The sequence below is a fragment of the Phytobacter sp. SCO41 genome (genome assembly GCF_003073275.1).
Taxonomy (GTDB): domain Bacteria; phylum Pseudomonadota; class Gammaproteobacteria; order Enterobacterales; family Enterobacteriaceae; genus Phytobacter; species Phytobacter diazotrophicus.
On sequence record NZ_CP027225.1, the window covers coordinates 5316416 to 5339731 of the forward strand.

Sequence of the window (23316 nt, forward strand, 5' to 3'; positions counted from 1 at the left end):
CGCGTTGGCTGCATTTGCGAACGTCAGTCACATACTTTTTGTATGCTCCTTCCGTCGCTTCATTTGCCGCCTTGCTGCTGCGCAAATTATTGCGTACTCAACTCTGAATCTAAGCTGAAAATCTTCTCAATCCGCCAAAACATCTTCGGCGTTGTAAGGTTAAGCCTCACGGTTCATTAGTACCGGTTAGCTCAACGCATCGCTGCGCTTACACACCCGGCCTATCAACGTCGTCGTCTTCAACGTTCCTTTAGTGTCCTTAAAGGACAAGGGAGAACTCATCTCGGGGCAAGTTTCGTGCTTAGATGCTTTCAGCACTTATCTCTTCCGCATGTAGCTACCGGGCAGTGCCATTGGCATGACAACCCGAACACCAGTGATGCGTCCACTCCGGTCCTCTCGTACTAGGAGCAGCCCCCCTCAATTCTCCAGCGCCCACGGCAGATAGGGACCGAACTGTCTCACGACGTTCTAAACCCAGCTCGCGTACCACTTTAAATGGCGAACAGCCATACCCTTGGGACCTACTTCAGCCCCAGGATGTGATGAGCCGACATCGAGGTGCCAAACACCGCCGTCGATATGAACTCTTGGGCGGTATCAGCCTGTTATCCCCGGAGTACCTTTTATCCGTTGAGCGATGGCCCTTCCATTCAGAACCACCGGATCACTATGACCTGCTTTCGCACCTGCTCGCGCCGTCACGCTCGCAGTCAAGCTGGCTTATGCCATTGCACTAACCTCCTGATGTCCGACCAGGATTAGCCAACCTTCGTGCTCCTCCGTTACTCTTTGGGAGGAGACCGCCCCAGTCAAACTACCCACCAGACACTGTCCGCAACCCGGATTACGGGTCCACGTTAGAACATCAAACATTAAAGGGTGGTATTTCAAGGTTGGCTCCACGCAGACTGGCGTCCACGCTTCAAAGCCTCCCACCTATCCTACACATCAAGGCTCAATGTTCAGTGTCAAGCTATAGTAAAGGTTCACGGGGTCTTTCCGTCTTGCCGCGGGTACACTGCATCTTCACAGCGAGTTCAATTTCACTGAGTCTCGGGTGGAGACAGCCTGGCCATCATTACGCCATTCGTGCAGGTCGGAACTTACCCGACAAGGAATTTCGCTACCTTAGGACCGTTATAGTTACGGCCGCCGTTTACCGGGGCTTCGATCAAGAGCTTCTCCTTACGGATAACCCCATCAATTAACCTTCCGGCACCGGGCAGGCGTCACACCGTATACGTCCACTTTCGTGTTTGCACAGTGCTGTGTTTTTAATAAACAGTTGCAGCCAGCTGGTATCTTCGACTGATTTCAGCTCCACCCGCAGGGGCTTCACCTACATATCAGCGTGCCTTCTCCCGAAGTTACGGCACCATTTTGCCTAGTTCCTTCACCCGAGTTCTCTCAAGCGCCTTGGTATTCTCTACCTGACCACCTGTGTCGGTTTGGGGTACGATTTCGTGTTACCTGATGCTTAGAGGCTTTTCCTGGAAGCAGGGCATTTGTTACTTCATCACCGTAGTGACTCGTCATCACACCTCAGCCTTGATTATCCGGATTTGCCTGGATAACCAGCCTACATGCTTAAACCGGGACAACCGTCGCCCGGCTAACATAGCCTTCTCCGTCCCCCCTTCGCAGTAACACCAAGTACAGGAATATTAACCTGTTTCCCATCGACTACGCCTTTCGGCCTCGCCTTAGGGGTCGACTCACCCTGCCCCGATTAACGTTGGACAGGAACCCTTGGTCTTCCGGCGAGCGGGCTTTTCACCCGCTTTATCGTTACTTATGTCAGCATTCGCACTTCTGATACCTCCAGCATGCCTCACAGCACACCTTCACAGGCTTACAGAACGCTCCCCTACCCAACAACACTTAGTGTCGCTGCCGCAGCTTCGGTGCATGGTTTAGCCCCGTTACATCTTCCGCGCAGGCCGACTCGACCAGTGAGCTATTACGCTTTCTTTAAATGATGGCTGCTTCTAAGCCAACATCCTGGCTGTCTGTGCCTTCCCACATCGTTTCCCACTTAACCATGACTTTGGGACCTTAGCTGGCGGTCTGGGTTGTTTCCCTCTTCACGACGGACGTTAGCACCCGCCGTGTGTCTCCCGTGATAACATTCTCCGGTATTCGTAGTTTGCATCGGGTTGGTAAGCCGGGATGGCCCCCTAGCCGAAACAGTGCTCTACCCCCGGAGATGAATTCACGAGGCGCTACCTAAATAGCTTTCGGGGAGAACCAGCTATCTCCCGGTTTGATTGGCCTTTCACCCCCAGCCACAAGTCATCCGCTAATTTTTCAACATTAGTCGGTTCGGTCCTCCAGTTAGTGTTACCCAACCTTCAACCTGCCCATGGCTAGATCACCGGGTTTCGGGTCTATACCCTGCAACTTAACGCCCAGTTAAGACTCGGTTTCCCTTCGGCTCCCCTATTCGGTTAACCTTGCTACAGAATATAAGTCGCTGACCCATTATACAAAAGGTACGCAGTCACCCCATTAAGAGGCTCCCACTGCTTGTACGTACACGGTTTCAGGTTCTTTTTCACTCCCCTCGCCGGGGTTCTTTTCGCCTTTCCCTCACGGTACTGGTTCACTATCGGTCAGTCAGGAGTATTTAGCCTTGGAGGATGGTCCCCCCATATTCAGACAGGATACCACGTGTCCCGCCCTACTCATCGAGCTCACAACCTGTGTGCTTTCGTGTACGGGGCTGTCACCCTGTATCGCGCGACTTTCCAGACGCTTCCACTAACACACAAGCTGATTCAGGCTCTGGGCTGCTCCCCGTTCGCTCGCCGCTACTGGGGGAATCTCGGTTGATTTCTTTTCCTCGGGGTACTTAGATGTTTCAGTTCCCCCGGTTCGCCTCGTTTGACTATGTATTCATCAAACGATAGTGCAACGGATTGCACTGGGTTTCCCCATTCGGACATCGCCGGGTCAAAGGTTCATATCACCTCGCCGGCGCTTTTCGCAGATTAGCACGTCCTTCATCGCCTCTGACTGCCAGGGCATCCACCGTGTACGCTTAGTCGCTTAACCTCACAACCCGAAGATGTCTTGTTCTGTCCGGTTTGTTGCGCGTTGTGAATACTACGTTGTTCCGTACTCGCGATGCTCATGGACATCAAGTCCACTGCGCTCGCTGCGTGCGGTACGCCTTGCCTTCACATCGCTCACGTCACCTTTTACAGTGTCATCTTCTGATTGCGATAATTTGAGAGACTCGAACACACCGTCATCTGTTCTTATTACGGAGAACAGACACTGTGTGTCGTTTCAATTTTCAGCTTGATCCAGATTTTTAAAGAGCAAAACTTCGCAGTGCACCTTTTCAGGTTCACTCTGAAGTTTTCTTGTGTTCGCAGTAAAAGATGGTGGAGCTATGCGGGATCGAACCGCAGACCTCCTGCGTGCAAAGCAGGCGCTCTCCCAGCTGAGCTATAGCCCCATCGTAGTTAAATCTCACCAACCTTAATTACTGTTGAGGCAAGGCGTGGTGACACGAAGCATACTTAATGTATGTGAGTGTCGCCGCAACGCAGCATCAGCAGGAATTTGGTAGGCCTGAGTGGACTTGAACCACCGACCTCACCCTTATCAGGGGTGCGCTCTAACCACCTGAGCTACAAGCCTGCAGAGATTTTTTACTGCTCTATTTCATCAGACAATCTGTGTGAGCACTACAAAGGCAGGTTCTTTAAGGTAAGGAGGTGATCCAACCGCAGGTTCCCCTACGGTTACCTTGTTACGACTTCACCCCAGTCATGAATCACAAAGTGGTAAGCGCCCTCCCGAAGGTTAAGCTACCTACTTCTTTTGCAACCCACTCCCATGGTGTGACGGGCGGTGTGTACAAGGCCCGGGAACGTATTCACCGTGGCATTCTGATCCACGATTACTAGCGATTCCGACTTCATGGAGTCGAGTTGCAGACTCCAATCCGGACTACGACATACTTTATGAGGTCCGCTTGCTCTCGCGAGGTCGCTTCTCTTTGTATATGCCATTGTAGCACGTGTGTAGCCCTGGTCGTAAGGGCCATGATGACTTGACGTCATCCCCACCTTCCTCCAGTTTATCACTGGCAGTCTCCTTTGAGTTCCCGGCCGGACCGCTGGCAACAAAGGATAAGGGTTGCGCTCGTTGCGGGACTTAACCCAACATTTCACAACACGAGCTGACGACAGCCATGCAGCACCTGTCTCACGGTTCCCGAAGGCACTAAGGCATCTCTGCCGAATTCCGTGGATGTCAAGACCAGGTAAGGTTCTTCGCGTTGCATCGAATTAAACCACATGCTCCACCGCTTGTGCGGGCCCCCGTCAATTCATTTGAGTTTTAACCTTGCGGCCGTACTCCCCAGGCGGTCGACTTAACGCGTTAGCTCCGGAAGCCACGCCTCAAGGGCACAACCTCCAAGTCGACATCGTTTACGGCGTGGACTACCAGGGTATCTAATCCTGTTTGCTCCCCACGCTTTCGCACCTGAGCGTCAGTCTTTGTCCAGGGGGCCGCCTTCGCCACCGGTATTCCTCCAGATCTCTACGCATTTCACCGCTACACCTGGAATTCTACCCCCCTCTACAAGACTCAAGCCTGCCAGTTTCGAATGCAGTTCCCAGGTTGAGCCCGGGGATTTCACATCCGACTTGACAGACCGCCTGCGTGCGCTTTACGCCCAGTAATTCCGATTAACGCTTGCACCCTCCGTATTACCGCGGCTGCTGGCACGGAGTTAGCCGGTGCTTCTTCTGCGGGTAACGTCAATCAACACGGTTATTAACCGTATTGCCTTCCTCCCCGCTGAAAGTACTTTACAACCCGAAGGCCTTCTTCATACACGCGGCATGGCTGCATCAGGCTTGCGCCCATTGTGCAATATTCCCCACTGCTGCCTCCCGTAGGAGTCTGGACCGTGTCTCAGTTCCAGTGTGGCTGGTCATCCTCTCAGACCAGCTAGGGATCGTCGCCTTGGTGAGCCATTACCCCACCAACTAGCTAATCCCATCTGGGCACATCCGATGGCAAGAGGCCCGAAGGTCCCCCTCTTTGGTCTTGCGACATTATGCGGTATTAGCTACCGTTTCCAGTAGTTATCCCCCTCCATCGGGCAGTTTCCCAGACATTACTCACCCGTCCGCCACTCGTCACCCAAGGAGCAAGCTCCTCTGTGCTACCGTTCGACTTGCATGTGTTAGGCCTGCCGCCAGCGTTCAATCTGAGCCATGATCAAACTCTTCAATTTAAAAGTTTGATGCTCGTAGAATTAAACTTCGTAATGAATTACGTGTTCACTCTATGAGACTTGGTATTCATTTAGTGTCCGAAGACATTAAGAATCCATGTCACTTTGAGTGCCCACACAGATTGTCTGATAAATTGTTAAAGAGCAGTGCCGCTTCGTTTTTCGCTGCGGCGCGGGGTGTGCATATTACGCTTTCCCGCTGCAGAGTCAAGTGTTTATTTTCACTTTTCTCTGCGGAATTCTCACCGGCATTCGCCTGAGAACCCCGCTGACCCGGCGGCTTGCTTGCCGTTGTTCCGTGTCAGTGGAGGCGCATTATAGGGAGTTCTTGTGAAGTGACAAGCATAAAATTCAAAAAAATTATCGTTCGCTCATATTTCATTCATAGCGGCGGTTAAAGCGGCGCTTTGCTGTTTAACTGAGCGATTTTGCGCGCAAATTCGGTCACCTGCTGCCAGTCGGTATAGACCACTTCTTTACGGGTATCCGTTTCGCCACCCGTCATCTTCATAATGAGTTGAATCATCAGACGATCAAACCAGCGATAACGCGGGTAACGCAGCGCACCTGCAAACACGACGCACTCATCAGGACGCCATGGCGAACGCAGCAAAAACTTACGGGTGTAGTTGTTAGTCTGCGGGGTGCGCTTCTCGGGCTTGCGCGCGACAAGGTTTACAGAGAAGAACGCGCCGGGCAGCGCATTCAGGTTTTTCTGGTGCTGCTTTACGAAATTGTCCAGCGCCGGGTTGAAATGACCATAACGAATAGAAGCGCCGATGACGACGCGCTCATAGGCTGACCAGTCAATCGTCCCGACACGATTGAGATTGAGCACATCGGTACTCACCCCCAGCTCGCTTAATTGCGAGGCCAGATAAGCGGCAATCTCACGCGTTTGTCCATCACGAGTAGAAAACAAAATTAGCGTTTTCACGTATAGCTCCCTTATTCGCGCCAGAAGGTCGGCGTGAACAGTACCAATAAGGTAAAGACCTCAAGACGACCAAACAGCATATTGGCAATCAGGATCCATTTCGCAATCGGGTTCATGCTGGCGAAGTTATCCGCCACTACACCAAGCCCCGGGCCCAGGTTATTGAGTGTCGCCACGACAGAAGCGAATGCGGAGAAGTCATCCACGCCGGTCGCAATGATAGCCAGCATGCTGACGATAAATACCAATGCATAGGCGGAGAAGAACCCCCATACCGCTTCAAGAATACGCTCCGGCAGGGCACGGTTCCCCAGTTTGATGCTATATACCGCATTCGGATGCACCAGACGTTTCAGTTCACGGTTACCCTGTTTAAACAGCAGCAGAATACGAATAACTTTCAGGCCGCCCCCCGTCGAGCCCGCACAGCCGCCGATAAAGGCTGAGCAGAGCAACAGCACCGGCAGGAATAACGGCCAGCGAGAGATACTGTCGGTCGTGAAGCCTGCGGTTGTCGCCATCGACACCACCTGGAAGAAAGCCTGGTTGAGCGTCGTCATCGCCGAACTGTAGACATTATGGAACCACAGCATCACGGTGCAGATCACCACCAGCGTCAACTGTACGCCGATGAACATACGAAATTCAGGATCGCGCCAGTACACTTTCAGGCTGCGACCACTGAGTAAAGAGAAGTGCAGACCATAGTTACAGCCGGAGATCAGCAGGAAAATGGCGATAATGGTGTTAATCGTAGGGCTGTCGAAGTAGCCCACGCTGGCATCATGCGTCGAAAAGCCGCCAATCGCGATGGTTGAGAAGCTGTGCCCGATTGCATCGAAAGCGGGCATACCGGCAAACCACAATGCCAGCGCACAGGCGATAGTCAGCAATACATAGATGAGCCACAGCGTCTTCGCTGTTTCGGCAATACGCGGACGCATTTTATTGTCTTTCAGCGGCCCTGGCATTTCAGCGCGATAGAGCTGCATACCCCCGACGCCCAGAATAGGCAGAATCGCCACCGCCAGCACGATGATCCCCATACCACCAAACCACTGCAGCATCTGACGATAAAAGAGAATGGCATGAGGCAACGAGTCCAGCCCCACCAGCGTGGTGGCCCCCGTCGTCGTTAACCCAGAGAACGATTCGAAAAAAGCATCCGTCACCGTCAGGTTTGGACTTTCAGAGAAGATAAAGGGCAACGCCCCCACACTACCCAGCACGGTCCAGAACAGCACAACGATCAGAAAACCCTCGCGCGATTTCAACTCACTCTTTTCACGGCGGTTAGGCCACCACAGCAGAGAGCCAATCGCCAGCGCGACAAAGAATGTCTGTGTGAATGCCCTTCCTGCGCCATCACGATAGATAAGTGCAACCAGCCCTGGCAGAATCATCGTCCCGGAAAAGAGAATGATCAGAAGTCCAACAATTCGGGTTATGGCACGAAAATGCATCTCTGCCGCTTCCTTAGGTACGCAAAAATTAGGTGGGGATTATTCTTCAATCTTGTGTAATTGCAACGCACCACGACTGAAATCAGCAAGTTTTGTTGAAAAAGCAGCCAGTTCAGATTGCGGGAGTGCCACCCGAAGCCGAACAAACGCCTCGTATTCACTCGCAACAATCTTGCCGGAAAACTGCCCCAGCAGGGTTTCAACCCCGGTCAACTGCCCATATTCACATTGCAAAGTATATTCGGTTAATGGCGTCTTGCGCAGCGTCGTCAACTGCGTAAGCGCCTGGCTCACACCGCCGCCGTAAGCTTTAACCAGTCCACCGGTCCCCAACAACACGCCACCGTAGTAGCGCACCACTACGGCGGTCATTTCCCCGACCCCACTTCCCATTAGCTGGGCAAGCATCGGTTTTCCGGCTGTACCCGCAGGTTCACCATCATCAGAAAAGCCCAGTTGCTGCGAATCATTCGGCGGCCCGGCTACCCAGGCCACACAATGGTGTCGCGCATCCGGGTGTTCAGCACGTACTGACTCGACAAACGCCTTAGCCGCTTCCACACCATCAGTATGGGCCAGGTATGTAATAAAACGGCTTTTCTTGATCTCTTCGACAAAGGTGACCGGCGCTGCCGGTATCAGCCAGCTATCCATTACGCCAGTTTCAAATCACGCGTCATGTTTTCGATACTGTTTTCGTGAATCACCACGTTGTCTTCGATACGAATGCCGCCAAATGGTTTCAGCGCCTCAATTTTCTGCCAGTTGAAGTGCTTGCTGAACGGGCCGTCACGCCATGGCGCCAGCAGTGATTCAATAAAGTAGATACCCGGCTCAATCGTCAGCACCATACGTGGTTGCAATACACGGGTACAACGCAGGTAAGGGTATTTGGACGGCGCCGCCAGGTGCGTACCGGTATCATCCTGCATAAAGCCTGCAACATCGTGCACCTGCAGGCCAAGCGGGTGACCAATGCCGTGTGGCATGAATGGGCCGGTCAGGTCATTTTCGACCATTGCCTCTTCGCTCATATCAGAGATTATCTGATGTTTACGCAGCAGCTTCGCAATACGTTGATGGAACTGGAGGTGGTACTCGGTGTAGTTAACACCCGACTTCATCGTAGCGATCAACGCCAGTTGTTCATCATTAACATCTTTGACCAGATGGGCATAATCGTTATCGCTGTTGGCCGACCAGGTGCGGGTCAGGTCTGCGGCATAACCGTTATATTCCGCCCCTGCATCCAGCAAGAAACTACGCAGTTCTGCCGGTGCACGATGATCCAGTTTGGTGTAATGAAGAACGGCGGCATGCTCATTGAGCGCCACAATATTGCTGTAAGGCACATCGGTATCGCGATGCCCGGTTGCGGTCAAATAAGCCAGGTTGATATCAAATTCACTCATCCCGGAACGGAACGCCTCTTCCGCCGCACGATGCCCCATTACCGCCGTTTTCTGCGCTTCACGCATACATGCCAGTTCGTAATCAGTTTTATAGGCGCGGTAATAGTGCAAGTAATCGATCACCCCTTTCGGGTTGATGTTACTGGCAGCAATATCCAGCGAAAGCGCGCGCTCGGGAACCGGGCCGATATACCCAATATTTCCGCGAGCAGCAGGTAACAGGCTGCCAATACCGTCGGCTTTCGGCAGGGCAATCACCTCAACTTCGTCGGTCCAGAAGGAGGTCGGTAACGGCTCAACGTTGTGCCAGTAATCGACCGGCAGGTAGAACCACAGTTTCGGTTTGTTAACGCCATCGACCAGCAACCAGCAATTTGGAACCTGTGTGACCGGAACCCAGGCTTTAAACTGCGGATTGACTTTGAAAGGGTACGGATGGTCGTCGAGAAAGACATTGAACAGTTCACCGGAGTGAATCAACAGCGCGTCCAGTTTAAAGCGGGCCAGCACGTCCCGGGTACGTTCCTGGAGCGTAACGATATGATTTTTATACAGCGCAGCCAGTGAGTCCATCATTCTTCCTTCTGTTTTTTGAGCTCAAGTTTTTGCATCTTAGCATACCTGATCCCGGTAGGGTGATTTCGGCTGAGCGTGATCAAACTAGCAATTCTTTAAAGATAAATTTGCAATTTATTAACATAAAAACCACACTCCGCTTCATCTGGTATGACCAGATCCCTTGCTGGATTCAGGAGACTGACATGCTCTACAAAGGCGATACCCTATATATCAAATGGCTGGAAGATGGCATTGCCGAACTGGTGTTCGATGCCCCCGGGTCGGTGAATAAGTTAGACACGGCAACCGTAGCCAGCCTCGGCCAGGCGCTGGACGTGCTGGAAAAACAGGCGGATTTAAAAGGCCTGCTGCTGCGCTCAGAAAAAGCAGCGTTTATTGTCGGTGCCGATATTACCGAATTCCTCTCTCTGTTCCTGGTTCCGGCAGAACAACTGAGTACCTGGCTGCACTTTGCCAATAGCGTGTTCAATCGTCTGGAAGATTTGCCGGTACCGACCATTTCTGCCGTAAACGGCTATGCGCTGGGCGGCGGCTGCGAGTGCGTGCTCGCCACCGACTACCGTCTGGCGACGCCGGATCTGCGCATCGGTCTGCCGGAAACGAAACTGGGCATCATGCCTGGCTTTGGCGGTTCCGTCCGTATGCCACGTCTGCTGGGCGCCGACAGTGCGCTGGAAATTATTGCCGCCGGGAAAGATGTTGGCGCCGAAGAGGCGCTGAAAATTGGCCTGGTCGATGGCGTAGTTCAGCCGGAAAAATTAAAAGCAGGCGCAGTGGCGATTTTACGTCAGGCGATTAACGGCGATCTCGACTGGAGAGCCAAACGCCAGCCGAAGCTGGAGCCGCTGCACTTAAGTAAAATCGAAGCCACCATGAGCTTTACGATTGCCAAAGGTATGGTCGCGCAGACAGCAGGTAAACATTACCCCGCACCCATAACAGCGGTTAAAACCATTGAAGCAGCCGCTCGCTTTGGCCGTGAAGAAGCCCTGAAACTTGAAAATCAAAGTTTCGTTCCTCTGGCGCACAGTAAAGAAGCCCGCGCACTGGTCGGTATTTTCCTTAACGATCAATACGTGAAAGGCAAAGCGAAAAAACTGACCAAAGATGTCGAGACACCAAAACAGGCCGCCGTGCTGGGTGCGGGTATTATGGGCGGCGGTATTGCTTACCAGTCTGCCTGGAAAGGCGTGCCGGTCATTATGAAAGACATCAATGACAAATCGCTGACGCTGGGTATGAGTGAAGCGGGTAAGCTGCTTAATAAACAGCTTGAACGCGGCAAAATCGATGGACTAAAACTGGCCGGGGTCATTTCCACTATTCACCCGACCCTCAACTATGCCGGCTTTGAGCGCGTGGATGTCGTAGTCGAAGCGGTTGTTGAAAACCCGAAAGTGAAAAAAGCCGTTCTCGCAGAAACCGAAGAAAAGGTAAGCCCGGATACCGTCCTGGCGTCAAACACCTCCACGATCCCGATTTCCGAACTGGCAAGCGTGCTTAAACGCCCGGAAAACTTCTGCGGGATGCACTTCTTTAACCCGGTACACCGTATGCCGCTGGTTGAAGTCATTCGCGGTGAAAAAACGTCTGATAAAACCATCGCTAAAGTCGTGGCATGGGCGAGCAAAATGGGCAAAACACCGATCGTGGTGAATGACTGCCCGGGATTCTTCGTCAATCGCGTGTTGTTCCCTTATTTTGCCGGCTTTAGCCAGTTGCTGCGTGACGGTGCGGATTTCCGCAAAGTCGATAAAGTCATGGAGAAAGTCTTTGGCTGGCCAATGGGCCCGGCATATTTGCTGGATGTGGTCGGTATCGACACGGCGCATCACGCGCAAGCCGTCATGGCGGCGGGCTTCCCACAGCGGATGCAGAAAGATTATCGCGATGCTATCGACGCGCTGTTCGACGCTAACCGTTTCGGGCAGAAAAATGGCCTTGGCTTCTGGCGCTATAAAGAAGACAGCAAAGGCAAACCGAAGAAAGAAGAAGATGCCGAGGTAAATGCCCTGCTGGCAGAAGTTAGCCAGCCGAAGCGTGACTTTAGCGACGATGAGATTATCGCCCGTATGATGATCCCGATGGTCAACGAAGTGGTGCGCTGCCTGGAAGAAGGCATTATCGCCAGCCCGGCAGAAGCCGATATGGCGCTGGTCTACGGTCTCGGTTTCCCTCCGTTCCACGGCGGGGCATTCCGCTGGCTCGACACGCTTGGCAGCGCAAAATATCTCGATATGGCGCATCAGTTCCAGCACCTTGGCCCGCTCTATGAAGCCCCGGCCGGGCTGCGCGAGAAAGCGCGCCACAACGAAGCGTATTATCCCCCGGTTGAACCTGCCCGTCCGGCAGGCGAACTGAAAACGGCTTAAGGAGTCACAATGGAACAGGTTGTCATTGTCGATGCAATTCGCACCCCGATGGGCCGTTCAAAAGGCGGCGCATTTCGCAACGTGCGCGCGGAAGATCTCTCCGCGCACCTGATGCGCAGCCTGCTGGCGCGTAACCCGGCGCTGGACGCTTCTGCGATTGACGATATCTACTGGGGCTGCGTTCAGCAGACTCTGGAGCAGGGTTTCAACATTGCCCGCAACGCGTCATTGCTGGCGGAAATCCCCCATTCCGTACCTGCAGTAACCGTTAACCGTCTGTGCGGTTCATCAATGCAGGCGCTGCACGATGCCGCCCGGATGATCATGACCGGCGATGCGCAGGTCTGTCTGGTTGGCGGCGTGGAGCATATGGGTCATGTTCCGATGAGCCACGGCGTGGATTTCCATCCGGGTATGAGCCGCAATGTGGCGAAAGCCGCAGGAATGATGGGGCTTACCGCAGAGATGCTTTCCCGGATGCACGGCATCAGCCGCGAAATGCAGGACGCGTTTGGCGCGCGTTCTCATGCCCGCGCCTGGGCCGCCACACAGTCCGGGGCATTTAAAAATGAAATCATCCCCACCGGCGGTCACGATGCCGATGGCGTGTTAAAGCAATTTAATTATGACGAAGTCATTCGCCCGGAAACCACCGTTGAGGCGCTCTCGGCCTTAAGACCGGCGTTCGATCCGGTGAGCGGCACGGTCACTGCGGGGACCTCTTCCGCCTTGTCCGACGGCGCATCGGCAATGCTGGTCATGAGTGAGAGCCGTGCCCGCGAGTTAGGCCTGAAACCACGGGCGCGCGTACGCTCGATGGCTGTCGTCGGGTGCGACCCATCCATTATGGGTTATGGCCCGGTGCCGGCATCAAAGCTGGCGCTGAAAAAAGCGGGCCTGACCACCAGCGACATTGACCTGTTTGAAATGAACGAGGCCTTTGCCGCACAGATCCTACCGTGCATAAAAGATCTGGGGTTGATGGAGCAGATTGACGAGAAGATCAACCTCAACGGCGGTGCGATCGCGCTCGGCCATCCGCTGGGTTGTTCAGGTACGCGTATCAGCACTACCCTGCTCAACCTGATGGAGCGCAAAGATGCCCAGTTTGGTCTGGCGACCATGTGTATCGGGCTGGGTCAGGGCATCGCAACGGTGTTCGAGCGGGTATAACACGATGCCGGGGCGCTTCGCGTGCCCGGCTTACAAAAATTGATCTCTAAGACATTGGCGCCAGAACAAGACGGCAAGCGACTACATCCCGATACGCTTACAGAAGTAAGTGATTCGGGTAAATGAGTGCAGCCAACGCAGTTATGGTGTCAATGGCAAAGAAAGATTTAGTTGCCGTTTTCCCGCCTGTCAGGGGCGGGCTTTTTATTTCTTATTCTTCTCTCCATCCCTTACACTCCTTATGGGAGCGACACCACATCGACAAGGGAATGAAATGAAGAACGCTACTCTGGCTTTATCCTGTCTGTTTATTCTGTTACCCACATTCGCACTGGCAGCACGGACAGCACTGGCAAATGAAGAGACCCGCCAGGAACAGATCATGGCACAACGCTGCCTGACATTTGGGCTCAATAAGCTCAGAGCCGACAATCCGGGATTACATGCGAAACTGCAAACCGCCAGGCCGAACGCCAGCACCGCGGTTATTGAGCGCTTCGATGAAAATATCGGTAGCCAGCATATTGCGACCCAGGTGACGGCAAACCTCGAAACGAAGCAAGGCGCGACAGGCGAGATGATGTGTCTGCTAGAAAACGATGAGCCGTTGTTTGTTTACTTCTACAACCTGGATGAGTGATTGCTGAAAACCACCACCTTCACGAAGGGGTGGTTTTCGGGAAGGCTTAAATAAACGCGAATGCGTCGCCAAACAGGCGGTCTTCACGTGCACCACGCTCATTGCAGAACAGGTCACGGGCGATTTTCGCCATCTCAAAACGTCCGGCGATATAGATATCATGCTCCGCCAGCGTACCGAAATCCTGCAATACGGCGGTCAAAACAGTTCCGCTGCGGCCACGCCAGTTCTCTTCCGGCTGCTCAACCACCGGCACCACGCGCAGGTTCGGATGATCAACGGACAATGCTTCCAGCTCGGACAGATCGTACAGGTGCTTCTCTTCGCGCCCACCCCAGTAAATGGTGATATCACGGTTCGGGTTTTGCTCAAGCGCCGTCAGCAAAATGGAACGCGCGTAGGAGAAACCGGTTCCCCCGGCAATCAGCACCAGCGGACGCTCTTCATCGTCACGTAGCCAGGCGTCACCGTGCGGAAGATCCACCACAATTTCCCGGTCTTTCAGGATACGATCCATCACCGCCATGGCGTAGAGATTTAATTCTGATGCGCCAATGTGCAGCTCGATAAAGTCGTGCTGGCTCGGCGTGGAAGCCAGAGAGAAGGGGCGTTTGTCTCGTTCATCCATCACTACCATTAAGTACTGGCCAGCGCGAAAAGAAAAAGCCGCTTCCGGCACTAAACGGACGCGATATACGGTATCGGTGATGGCGTCTACCGAGGTCACTTTACAGCTTAAGGTTGTCATGCGCTCCCTCTGTCGGGTTCATACTCGTTGTCGTAATGTCTGGCGAAAAACGGCGGCGCGTCAGGCACCTTTACCGTCACTAAAAATGGCCAGTTCATCCCAGATGGCGTCGATACGCGCCGTCACGTCAGGATCTTTCCTGATGGGGCGACCCCACTCTCGTTCGGTTTCGCCAGGCCATTTATTGGTGGCATCCAGGCCCATTTTTGAGCCAAGACCGGAAACCGGCGAGGCAAAGTCCAGGTAATCAATTGGCGTATTCTCCACCAGTACCGTGTCCCGCGCTGGGTCCATACGGGTGGTGATCGCCCAAATCACATCGTTCCAGTCACGCGCATTGACATCGTCGTCACACACAATCACGAACTTGGTGTACATAAACTGGCGCAAGAACGACCAGACGCCCATCATGACGCGTTTTGCATGACCTGCGTACTGTTTCTTCATGGTGACGACGGCAAGGCGATAAGAACAGCCCTCCGGCGGCAGATAAAAATCGACGATTTCCGGGAACTGCTTTTGCAAAATCGGGACGAACACTTCATTGAGCGCCACACCGAGCACGGCAGGTTCATCCGGCGGACGGCCGGTGTAGGTCGAATGGTAAATCGCGTCTTCACGCTGCGTAATGTGCGTGACGGTAAAGACCGGGAAGTTATCAACCTCGTTATAGTAGCCGGTATGGTCGCCATACGGCCCTTCGGGTGCCATCTCTCCAGCCTCAATATAGCCTTCCAGCACCATTTCCGCACTGGCCGGGACTTCTAAATCATTGGAGAGACATTTGACGACTTCGGTTTTGGTGCCGCGCAGTAACCCGGCAAAGGCATATTCCGACAGGGTGTCCGGAACGGGCGTCACCGCCCCCAGAATCGTCGCCGGGTCCGCACCGAGAGCTACAGAGACCGGGAAACGTTCGCCCGGATGCGCCGCACACCATTCCTGAAAATCGAGTGCACCGCCGCGATGGGACAACCAACGCATGATCAGCTTATTTTTACCAATCAGTTGCTGGCGATAAATGCCTAAATTCTGGCGCTCTTTTTGTGGTCCGCGCGTTACCGTCAACCCCCAGGTAATCAGCGGCGCGACATCATCGGGCCAGCACTGCATGATAGGGATTTTGGTGAGATCAACATCGTCACCCTGCACCACTTTTTGCTGGCAAGGCGCACCGCGCAGCCGTTTGGTCGGCATGTTCAACACTTGTTTAAACTGGGGGAGCTTATCGAAGAGGTCGCGAAAGCCTTTTGGCGGCTCCGGCTCTTTCAGAAAGGCCAGTAATTTCCCCACTTCTCGCAGGGCGCTCACCTCTTCCTGCCCCATACCTAATGCAACCCGACGTGGCGTACCGAACAAATTGCACAGCACCGGCATCGTGTACCCTTTCGGGTTTTCGAACAGTAACGCCGGTCCTCCCGCGCGCAGGGTGCGGTCAGCAATTTCAGTCATCTCCAGATGGGGATCAACCGGTAATGTAATGCGTTTTAATTCACCCTGCTGTTCAAGCAGCGTCAGAAAATCACGTAGGTCATGGTATTTCATGGGGTTTATAATGGCCTCTTGCTAAGCGCTCTATTATACGGTGTTCATCTTCACGTTGCTGTAATTTTGTTAAATCAAGGTGAAAGAGGACGGTAAGTATTGTCGCCAGTTATAATCAACTTCGCCATCGCCTTAGGCTTTTGGTATGCTTGCTCACCGAACTTTCGGAAAAGAACATTATGCAATCCTGGTATTTACTTTACTGCAAACGAGGCCAGCTCCAGCGCGCCCAGGAACATCTTCAACGCCAGGCGGTCAACTGCCTGACGCCAATGATCTCACTGGAAAAAATGGTCCGTGGTAAACGTACCACGGTGAGCGAACCGCTCTTCCCAAATTATCTGTTTGTTGAGTTCGATCCCGAGGTGATTCACACCACCACGATTAATGCGACTCGCGGCGTTAGCCACTTTGTCCGTTTTGGCGCGAGCCCGGCACAGGTTCCTTCAACGGTTATCCATCAGCTTTCCCTGTATAAACCCGAGGGCGTTACCGATCCTGAAACGCCGTACCCCGGCGATAGCGTGATCATTACCGAAGGGGCGCTGGAAGGGTTACAGGCTATCTTTAAAGAGCCGGACGGCGAAGCCCGTTCCATGCTGCTGCTTAACCTGCTGAATAAACAGGTGCTACAGAGCATCAAAAACACCGACTTCCGTAAAGTCTGATCCTGCGTTAAAGCCTGATGCCAAATAGCGTCTGCACGTTTTGATTCGTCACGTCGCTAAGCCATTGGGCATCTTCACCGCGCAACTGAGCGACACAGGCCAGAATATGCCCCAGATGCGCGGGTTCGTTACGTCTTGATGCCGGTTTCGGCGACAAATCACGCGGCAGCAAATACGGCGCATCGGTTTCTACAAACAGACGGTCTGCGGGAATATGCGGCAACACGTCGCGCAGCTCCAGTCCACGCCGTTCATCACACACCCAGCCGGTAATACCCAGGTAGATACCCCGCGCCAGACACGCCTGCGCTTCGTCTAATGTGCCGGTGAAACAGTGCAGCACCGCACCGGGCAACCGGGGAAGCCAGGGATCCAGGAGCGCCAGAAAACGGTCATGGGCATCGCGACAGTGTAAAAAAACGGGCATACCACGTTCTGCCGCCAGCGCCAGTTGCGCGGAAAAAGCCCGCTCCTGCTCTTCGGGGGTCGAGAAATTACGGTTGAAATCGAGCCCACACTCGCCAATTGCCACCACTTCTGGCTGGGCGGCAAGCTGGCGGAGGGCATCTGCCGTGTCCTGCGTCCAGCTACTGCTATCGTGCGGGTGAACGCCGGCGGTGGACCAGCAGCGTGGGTAGTGTTTTGCCAGTTGTTGCGCCTGCTGACTTTCATGCAGATTAGTGCCAGTCAGCAGCATGCCGCTGACACCCGCCGCCTGCGCGCGCGCCACCACATCATCACGATCTTTGGCAAACTGGGAACTGGTGAGATTCACACCGATATCAAACATACAGCGCTCCAGACAACAACCGCCCTGACGGGCGGCTGGATTTACTCTTCTGTCGTGGTTTCTTCTTCGTCTTCGTCAACCTGACGGCGTTTCCCAGTGTAGAAGCGCGCGAAAAAGACGCCCACCTCAAACAGACAGTACATAGGTATGGCCAGCAACGTCTGGGAGAAAACATCCGGCGGCGTCAGCAACATGCCCACCACAAATGCCCCTACCAGCACATAGGGTCGCTTCTGGCGCAACGATTGCGGCGTTGTTATACCCATCCAGCACAGCAGCACGATGGCGACAGGCACTTCAAACGCGACGCCAAAGGCCATAAACAGCCCCATGACGAAATTCAAATAGCTGGCAATATCGGTCGAGACAAGCACACCTTCCGGTGCCGTATGCGTCAGGAAGCCAAACGCCAGCGGGAACACCACAAAGTAGGCGAATGCCATACCGATATAGAACAACAGCGAACTGGAAACCAGCAGCGGGATGATCAGACGGCGCTCATGTTTGTAGAGCGCCGGGGCCACAAACGCCCACACCTGATAAAGAATGACCGGTGCCGAGAGAATCAGCGACACCATGAAGGTCAATTTGATCGGCGTGAAAAAGGGTGACGCCACATCGGTTGCGATCATCGTCGCACCCAGCGGCATCTGTTTAATCAAGGGCGCTGAAACTATCTGATAGATGTCATTGGCAAAATAAACCAGCGCCAGAAAGATCACGATAACGGCAATAATGCAGTTTAACAGGCGCTTACGTAGCTCAATCAAATGCGTGATGAGCGGTTGAGTATCATCGACAGCCATGTTCAGGATTTATCACTTGAAGAAGGGGTCGCCTCAGAAGCCGTTTTCGCTTCTGCGGCCTGAGTTACGGTTTTTTTCGCCTCCGGCGCATCCTGAATGTCAGGAGCCTGCTCCGGTGCGCTGGCCTGCGCTTCTGCCGTTGCCGGAGTGACGCCTTCGTGCTGCGCTTCGTTACCTTTCACCACCGGGTTATGGATAGTGTGCGCTTCATCGCTGGCCTTTTCCGGATCGTTGACGGTATAGGAACGTTTCATCGACTCGGCTGCCTGGCGCAACTCATCCATTGATGCCTTTAATTCCGGCGTCAGGTTGTCCAGGCTGGCTTTCTCAACTTTTTTGAGGCTGTCCTGAAACTCTTGCAGCTTAAGCTCCTGAGTCAGCTCATTTTGCACCGTCGTCGCCAGCGAGCGCAGCGCGCGGATCCAGCCCACAATCGTACGCACCGCAACGGGTAAACGCTGCGGCCCCAGTACCACAAGGCCGATGACGAAGACTAATAGCAGTTCGCTAAAACCAATATCAAACACGAATTACACCTGTTCTTTGTCGTGACGCTTTTCGTCTTTCTTCACGTCCTCTTGCTTATCAGCAAGAGATTTAGCAGTGAAATCCGCATCCTCTGCAGATTTGTCTTTGTCTTGCTTGTCATCATCGCTCATGGCCTTTTTAAAGCCTTTGATCGATGCACCCAAATCGGAACCGATAGAACCGAGTTTTTTCGTTCCAAACAGCAGCACGACGATAACCGCAACAATCAACAACTGCCAAATACTGATACCACCCATACATAGTCCTCTGTAGGAGATGATGAAAACAAGCCACAGTATACGTTACCGTGCCTCCCAGGGGCGATGTTAAAATCAGCGAGTTTTGCGCCAACCGACAATCCAGGTTAATAAACCGATAGCCATTAACCATCCGGGGGCGAAACCCCATTCCGGGCGATTAATCAGCAACAGGGTTCCACTCAACATCAGCGTCGCGCCGATGCCAAACAGATAACGGGATTGCCCCTGACGCACATGGTTGGTCTGCAACTCGCTGGCGATCCTATCAACGCTATGCTGCAATTGCTTACCCTGTCGCAAGCTGTTGTACACCAGTTCAGGAAGCTCTGGCATTTTCTCGATCCAGAAGGGCCCTTTCTCTTTCACCGCTTTCAACAGCGCCGGTATACCCACCTGATCTTTAATCCACGACTCCAGGAATGGCTTCGCCGTTTTCCAGAGATCCAGTTGTGGATAAAGCTGACGACCCACACCCTCAATATAAAGCAGGGTTTTCTGCAGCAGCACCAGTTGCGGCTGGACTTCCATATTGAAACGGCGTGCGGTGTTAAACAGGTTCAGCAGCACATGGCCAAACGATATTTCCGCCAGCGGCTTTTCAAAAATCGGTTCGCACACGGTACGAATGGCAAATTCGAAATCTTCAACGTTCGTATCCGGCGGCACCCAGCCGGAATCGACATGCAGCTCAGCCACCTTACGGTAATCGCGGTTGAAGAAGGCGATAAAGTTTTCCGCAAGATAACGCTTATCTTCTTTGTTCAGCGACCCGACGATACCGCAGTCGATACCGATATACTGGGGGTTTTCCGGGTGTTCAAAGCTGACGAAAATATTGCCAGGATGCATATCGGCATGGAAGAAACTGTCGCGGAAAACCTGGGTGAAGAACACCTGAACACCGCGCTCAGCCAACAATTTCATGTTGGTTCCGTTTTTCTCCAGTGTCGCCACATCGGAGACCGGAATGCCGTAGATGCGCTCCATCACCATCATGTTCTGGCTACAGTAGTCCGGATACACTTCGGGAATATAGAGCATCGGGCTGTTTTCAAAGTTACGTCGCAGTTGGATAGCGTTCGCCGACTCACGGAGTAAATCGAGTTCGTCGATCAACGTTTTTTCGTACTCGCGCACCACTTCTTGCGGACGCAGACGACGCCCGTCCGGCAGCAAGCGCGGCACCCAGCCAGCCAGACGGTAAATGAGTTTTAAGTCTGCTTTGATGATCGGCAGAATGTCCGGGCGGATAACTTTAATGACCACCTCTTTGCCGTTCTCTTTCAACCGCGCGGTATGAACCTGGGCAATGGAAGCGGAGGCCAGCGGCTCAATCTCGAAATCATCAAACCACGCCTCAACGGGCAGACCGCCCATCGCTTTTTCAATCTGCTGTTTGGCCAGTACGCCATCGAAAGGGGCTACTCTGTCCTGCAACATAGCCAGTTGATCGGCGATATGCGGCGGGAAGAGATCGCGTCGGGTAGAGAGCATTTGCCCGAATTTAATCCATACCGGACCTAACTCCTGTAACGCCAGGCGTAAGCGTACCCCAAGCGCTTTCTCTTTATGCCGATTGGGCATCCAGAATAGCGTGCGTCGCCAGAGTCGCAGCGGCAACGTAATACGCATGACGGGGATAAGCTCATCAAGGCCGTAACTCAAAAAGGTCTGGATGATGAAATAGAGGCGCCGAATTTCTCCTGGCGTCATTTGCCCTCCAGTTTATCCAGGCGTTTGCTGAATGCGTCCACTGCGCGTTCTACTGCGGCGGTTTCTTCCGCAAACCAGGCCACTTCCAGTGCCCCAGGCGCCAGACGCCACTCTTCGGTAAGCACTTCTGCCACATAGTTCTGCTGGCGCTCAAAGCCGTGGCGCACCAGAAACGCACCGTTACGCAGTGCTTTGCCAATCCCCTCAGCAGCCACATCGCCGGTATAAGGGGCCAGCAGTTCCGCGACATCGAATTCGGCCAGATCCATCAGCGCAACAAGATTTTGCACCACCTGAATATCGCCCTGAACTTCCAGTTCGCCCGAGCGAATTAGCGCAGTCAACTGCTGTCTGTCACGCAGCTTAGGCAAAACGCGAAGCTGGGTAATCACCGTACAATCAGCCTCGCCTTCCCACTCGCCCAGCACATCGACCTGGCGTTCACTAAAGGCCAGCACCAGTGGCGAAGCAAACTCTTTTAGCGCAATGCGCAACACTTTTCCCTGCAACCGCTGCCGGGCAGGTTTAAGCGCCCGCTCGCGATAGAAAAAGGTATTCAGCACACGCTCAACACCCGCAGTCACCAGTGGCTTAAAAGGCATGTGAACTCCTGTCAGAACTTGTAGCCACGATGCAGCGCAACAATGCCTGCGGTCATGTTGTAGTAATCGACGTTTTCAAATCCTGCGCTCTGCATCATCGCTTTCAGGGTTTCCTGATCCGGATGCATACGGATGGATTCCGCCAGATAGCGGTAGCTTTCCGCATCGCTGGCTACCAGTTGCCCAATGCGCGGCAGCACATGGAAAGAGTAGGCGTCATACACCTTGCTCAGCGGTTCAATAATCGGTTTGGAAAACTCCAGCACCAGCAGGCGTCCACCGGGTTTAAGCACGCGGTACATAGAACGCAGGGCGCTCTCTTTTTCGGTGACATTACGCAGACCAAAAGAGATGGTGATGCAGTCAAACGTGTTATCCGGGAACGGCAGCGCTTCGGCATTCGCCTGGACATATTCAACGTTGCCGATAATGCCGATATTGCGCAGTTTTTCGCGGCCCATTTTGAGCATGGACTCGTTAATATCTGCCAACACTACCTGACCTGTTTCGCCGACCAGACGAGAGAATTTAGCCGTCAGGTCGCCGGTTCCCCCGGCCAAATCGAGAACTTTTTGCCCGCGACGCACGCCGCTACAGTCGATCGTAAAACGTTTCCACAAACGGTGGATGCCCATCGACATTAAGTCGTTCATGACATCGTATTTTGCGGCAACCGAGTGGAACACGTGTGCCACCATCTCGGCTTTCTGATCTTTGGCGACGGTCTGAAAACCAAAGTGCGTCGTCTCTTTTGAATCTTCCGCCATCTTAGTGCCTGCTATTGAAGAAAATGTTCGTGAAGTGTAACAGATTGGGCGAGATTGCCCTACGTTTCAACCCTCCGCTGAACAGTTCATTAAGGGTGTGTTCTATAAGCAGCGGATACGAATCGGTTGTTTTTATTGTGAACCGCAAGCGTGGCAGGTGGGCAAAATACGGATTAATCCCGCCCTGGGAAACAGCAGATAAGCAAAAGGCCGGGCATGCCGGCCTTCATACGGAAGGAAATAATTACAGCAGACGGCGCGCGGCTTCTACCACGATTTTCACCGCATGGCTTTCCGTTTGCTTCATGGTCTCAGCGTTTGGAATTTCCTGCTGGGTACGGTTGACGATAACACCCGCCACCATCCCGGCACGCAGCCCCTGGCTTGAGCACATGGTCAGCAAGGTTGCGGATTCCATTTCGTAGTTCATTACGCCCATGGACTGCCACTCTTCCATAGAACCTTTGAAACGGCTCACCACGCGGCCGGAGAAGGTGTCATAACGCTCCTGGCCTGGGTAGAAGGTGTCGGAAGAGGCGGTCACGCCGATATGGGTGGTTGCCCCCACTTCTTTCGCCGCAGCCACCAGCGCGGTGGTGCACTCGAAGTCAGCCACAGCCGGATATTCCATCGGCGCAAAATGCAGGCTTGCACCGTCCAGACGAACGGACGCGGTGGTGACCAGTACATCACCAACATTAATATTGGGCTGAATAGCGCCTGTCGTACCGACGCGCAGGAAAGTGCGGATACCCAGTTGGGCCAGCTCTTCTACAGCGATAGAGGTTGACGGGCCGCCGATACCGGTGGAGCAGACGATGACAGCTTTGCCATCCAGTTCAGCGCGCCAGGAGGTGAACTCGCGGTGAGATGCCAGCTTAACCGGCTTATCCATCAGCGCGGCGATCTTTTCCACACGCTCTGGATCGCCAGGGACGATGGCAAGCGTAGCCCCTTGTAAATCGTTCTTGGTGAGGCCGAGATGAAAAACATCAGACTTGGACATAAAAACTCCTCTGTGATCAGGGTTAGTCAGAAGAAGCAAAACGG

18 protein-coding genes, 2 tRNA genes and 2 rRNA genes are annotated in these 23316 nt (G+C 53.6%); 4 read left to right on the forward strand and 18 right to left on the reverse strand.

Features of this window, described 5'->3' with window-relative positions; all coding sequences use genetic code 11:
- Positions 1-155: 155 nt before the first annotated feature.
- From C5523_RS25820 to pepQ, 8 genes are all read right to left on the reverse strand, one after another.
- Positions 156-3057 (reverse strand): 23S ribosomal RNA (locus C5523_RS25820).
- Positions 3058-3390: 333 nt separating this feature from the next.
- A tRNA-Ala gene (locus C5523_RS25825) sits at positions 3391-3466 on the reverse strand.
- A gap of 108 nt (positions 3467-3574) precedes the next feature.
- Positions 3575-3651, reverse strand: a tRNA-Ile gene (locus C5523_RS25830).
- A gap of 70 nt (positions 3652-3721) precedes the next feature.
- Positions 3722-5263 (reverse strand): 16S ribosomal RNA (locus C5523_RS25835).
- The 16S and 23S rRNA genes sit together here with 2 tRNA genes alongside, the layout of an rRNA operon.
- 394 nt (positions 5264-5657) lie before the next feature.
- A complete protein-coding gene (gene hemG / locus C5523_RS25845; RefSeq protein WP_039077072.1) occupies positions 5658-6200 on the reverse strand; it encodes a menaquinone-dependent protoporphyrinogen IX dehydrogenase in 543 nt (180 codons plus the stop codon).
- 11 nt (positions 6201-6211) lie between these two features.
- Complete coding sequence (gene trkH / locus C5523_RS25850; protein WP_039077071.1) at positions 6212-7663, reverse strand: Trk system potassium transporter TrkH; 1452 nt, start codon at positions 7661-7663, stop codon at positions 6212-6214.
- Between the two features lie 39 nt (positions 7664-7702).
- Positions 7703-8317 (reverse strand): IMPACT family protein, encoded by a 615-nt coding sequence (locus tag C5523_RS25855; protein ID WP_108702213.1) that lies wholly within the window; start codon positions 8315-8317, stop codon positions 7703-7705.
- A complete protein-coding gene (gene pepQ, locus C5523_RS25860; protein WP_079498544.1) occupies positions 8317-9648 on the reverse strand; it encodes a Xaa-Pro dipeptidase in 1332 nt (443 codons plus the stop codon). The genes C5523_RS25855 and pepQ overlap by 1 nt, the downstream gene beginning before the upstream one ends.
- 188 nt (positions 9649-9836) lie before the next feature.
- Between pepQ and fadB the strand changes: the two genes are divergently transcribed.
- The 3 genes from fadB (at position 9837) to C5523_RS25875 (ending at position 13839) form a co-directional block, all read left to right on the forward strand.
- Entirely contained in the window at positions 9837-12026 is a 2190-nt protein-coding gene (gene fadB / locus C5523_RS25865; protein WP_108702214.1) for a fatty acid oxidation complex subunit alpha FadB, read from the forward strand.
- Between the two features lie 9 nt (positions 12027-12035).
- The gene (fadA, locus tag C5523_RS25870) at positions 12036-13199 is read left to right on the forward strand and encodes an acetyl-CoA C-acyltransferase FadA (protein ID WP_039077067.1); all 1164 of its coding nucleotides are present in this window, start codon (positions 12036-12038) and stop codon (positions 13197-13199) included.
- Positions 13200-13473: 274 nt separating this feature from the next.
- A complete protein-coding gene (locus C5523_RS25875) occupies positions 13474-13839 on the forward strand; it encodes a hypothetical protein (protein WP_082027053.1) in 366 nt (121 codons plus the stop codon).
- Positions 13840-13885: 46 nt separating this feature from the next.
- On the opposite strand, the gene fre is transcribed toward C5523_RS25875, so the two are convergent.
- Positions 13886-14587 (reverse strand): NAD(P)H-flavin reductase, encoded by a 702-nt coding sequence (gene fre / locus C5523_RS25880; RefSeq protein ID WP_039077066.1) that lies wholly within the window; start codon positions 14585-14587, stop codon positions 13886-13888.
- A gap of 60 nt (positions 14588-14647) precedes the next feature.
- On the reverse strand, positions 14648-16132 hold the full coding sequence (ubiD, locus tag C5523_RS25885; RefSeq protein WP_064572394.1) for a 4-hydroxy-3-polyprenylbenzoate decarboxylase: 1485 nt from the start codon (positions 16130-16132) through the stop codon (positions 14648-14650).
- Positions 16133-16311: 179 nt separating this feature from the next.
- Between ubiD and rfaH the strand changes: the two genes are divergently transcribed.
- Complete coding sequence (gene rfaH, locus C5523_RS25890; protein ID WP_039077064.1) at positions 16312-16800, forward strand: transcription/translation regulatory transformer protein RfaH; 489 nt, start codon at positions 16312-16314, stop codon at positions 16798-16800.
- Positions 16801-16807: 7 nt separating this feature from the next.
- Here the strand turns inward: rfaH and tatD are convergent, their stop codons facing one another.
- The 8 genes from tatD to udp form a co-directional block, all read right to left on the reverse strand.
- Positions 16808-17590 (reverse strand): 3'-5' ssDNA/RNA exonuclease TatD, encoded by a 783-nt coding sequence (tatD, locus tag C5523_RS25895; protein WP_108702215.1) that lies wholly within the window; start codon positions 17588-17590, stop codon positions 16808-16810.
- Positions 17591-17631: 41 nt separating this feature from the next.
- Entirely contained in the window at positions 17632-18396 is a 765-nt protein-coding gene (gene tatC / locus C5523_RS25900) for a Sec-independent protein translocase subunit TatC (RefSeq protein ID WP_039077062.1), read from the reverse strand.
- A gap of 2 nt (positions 18397-18398) precedes the next feature.
- Entirely contained in the window at positions 18399-18923 is a 525-nt protein-coding gene (gene tatB / locus C5523_RS25905) for a Sec-independent protein translocase protein TatB (RefSeq protein ID WP_039077061.1), read from the reverse strand.
- Between the two features lie 3 nt (positions 18924-18926).
- Entirely contained in the window at positions 18927-19181 is a 255-nt protein-coding gene (tatA, locus tag C5523_RS25910) for a Sec-independent protein translocase subunit TatA (protein WP_039077060.1), read from the reverse strand.
- Positions 19182-19256: 75 nt separating this feature from the next.
- Positions 19257-20897 (reverse strand): ubiquinone biosynthesis regulatory protein kinase UbiB, encoded by a 1641-nt coding sequence (gene ubiB, locus C5523_RS25915; RefSeq protein WP_071195571.1) that lies wholly within the window; start codon positions 20895-20897, stop codon positions 19257-19259.
- The gene (locus C5523_RS25920) at positions 20894-21499 is read right to left on the reverse strand and encodes an SCP2 domain-containing protein (protein WP_039077058.1); all 606 of its coding nucleotides are present in this window, start codon (positions 21497-21499) and stop codon (positions 20894-20896) included. The genes ubiB and C5523_RS25920 overlap by 4 nt, the downstream gene beginning before the upstream one ends.
- Before the next feature lie 11 nt (positions 21500-21510).
- The gene (gene ubiE / locus C5523_RS25925; protein ID WP_039077057.1) at positions 21511-22266 is read right to left on the reverse strand and encodes a bifunctional demethylmenaquinone methyltransferase/2-methoxy-6-polyprenyl-1,4-benzoquinol methylase UbiE; all 756 of its coding nucleotides are present in this window, start codon (positions 22264-22266) and stop codon (positions 21511-21513) included.
- Positions 22267-22510: 244 nt separating this feature from the next.
- Entirely contained in the window at positions 22511-23272 is a 762-nt protein-coding gene (udp, locus tag C5523_RS25930) for a uridine phosphorylase (RefSeq protein WP_039077056.1), read from the reverse strand.
- Positions 23273-23316: the final 44 nt, after the last annotated feature.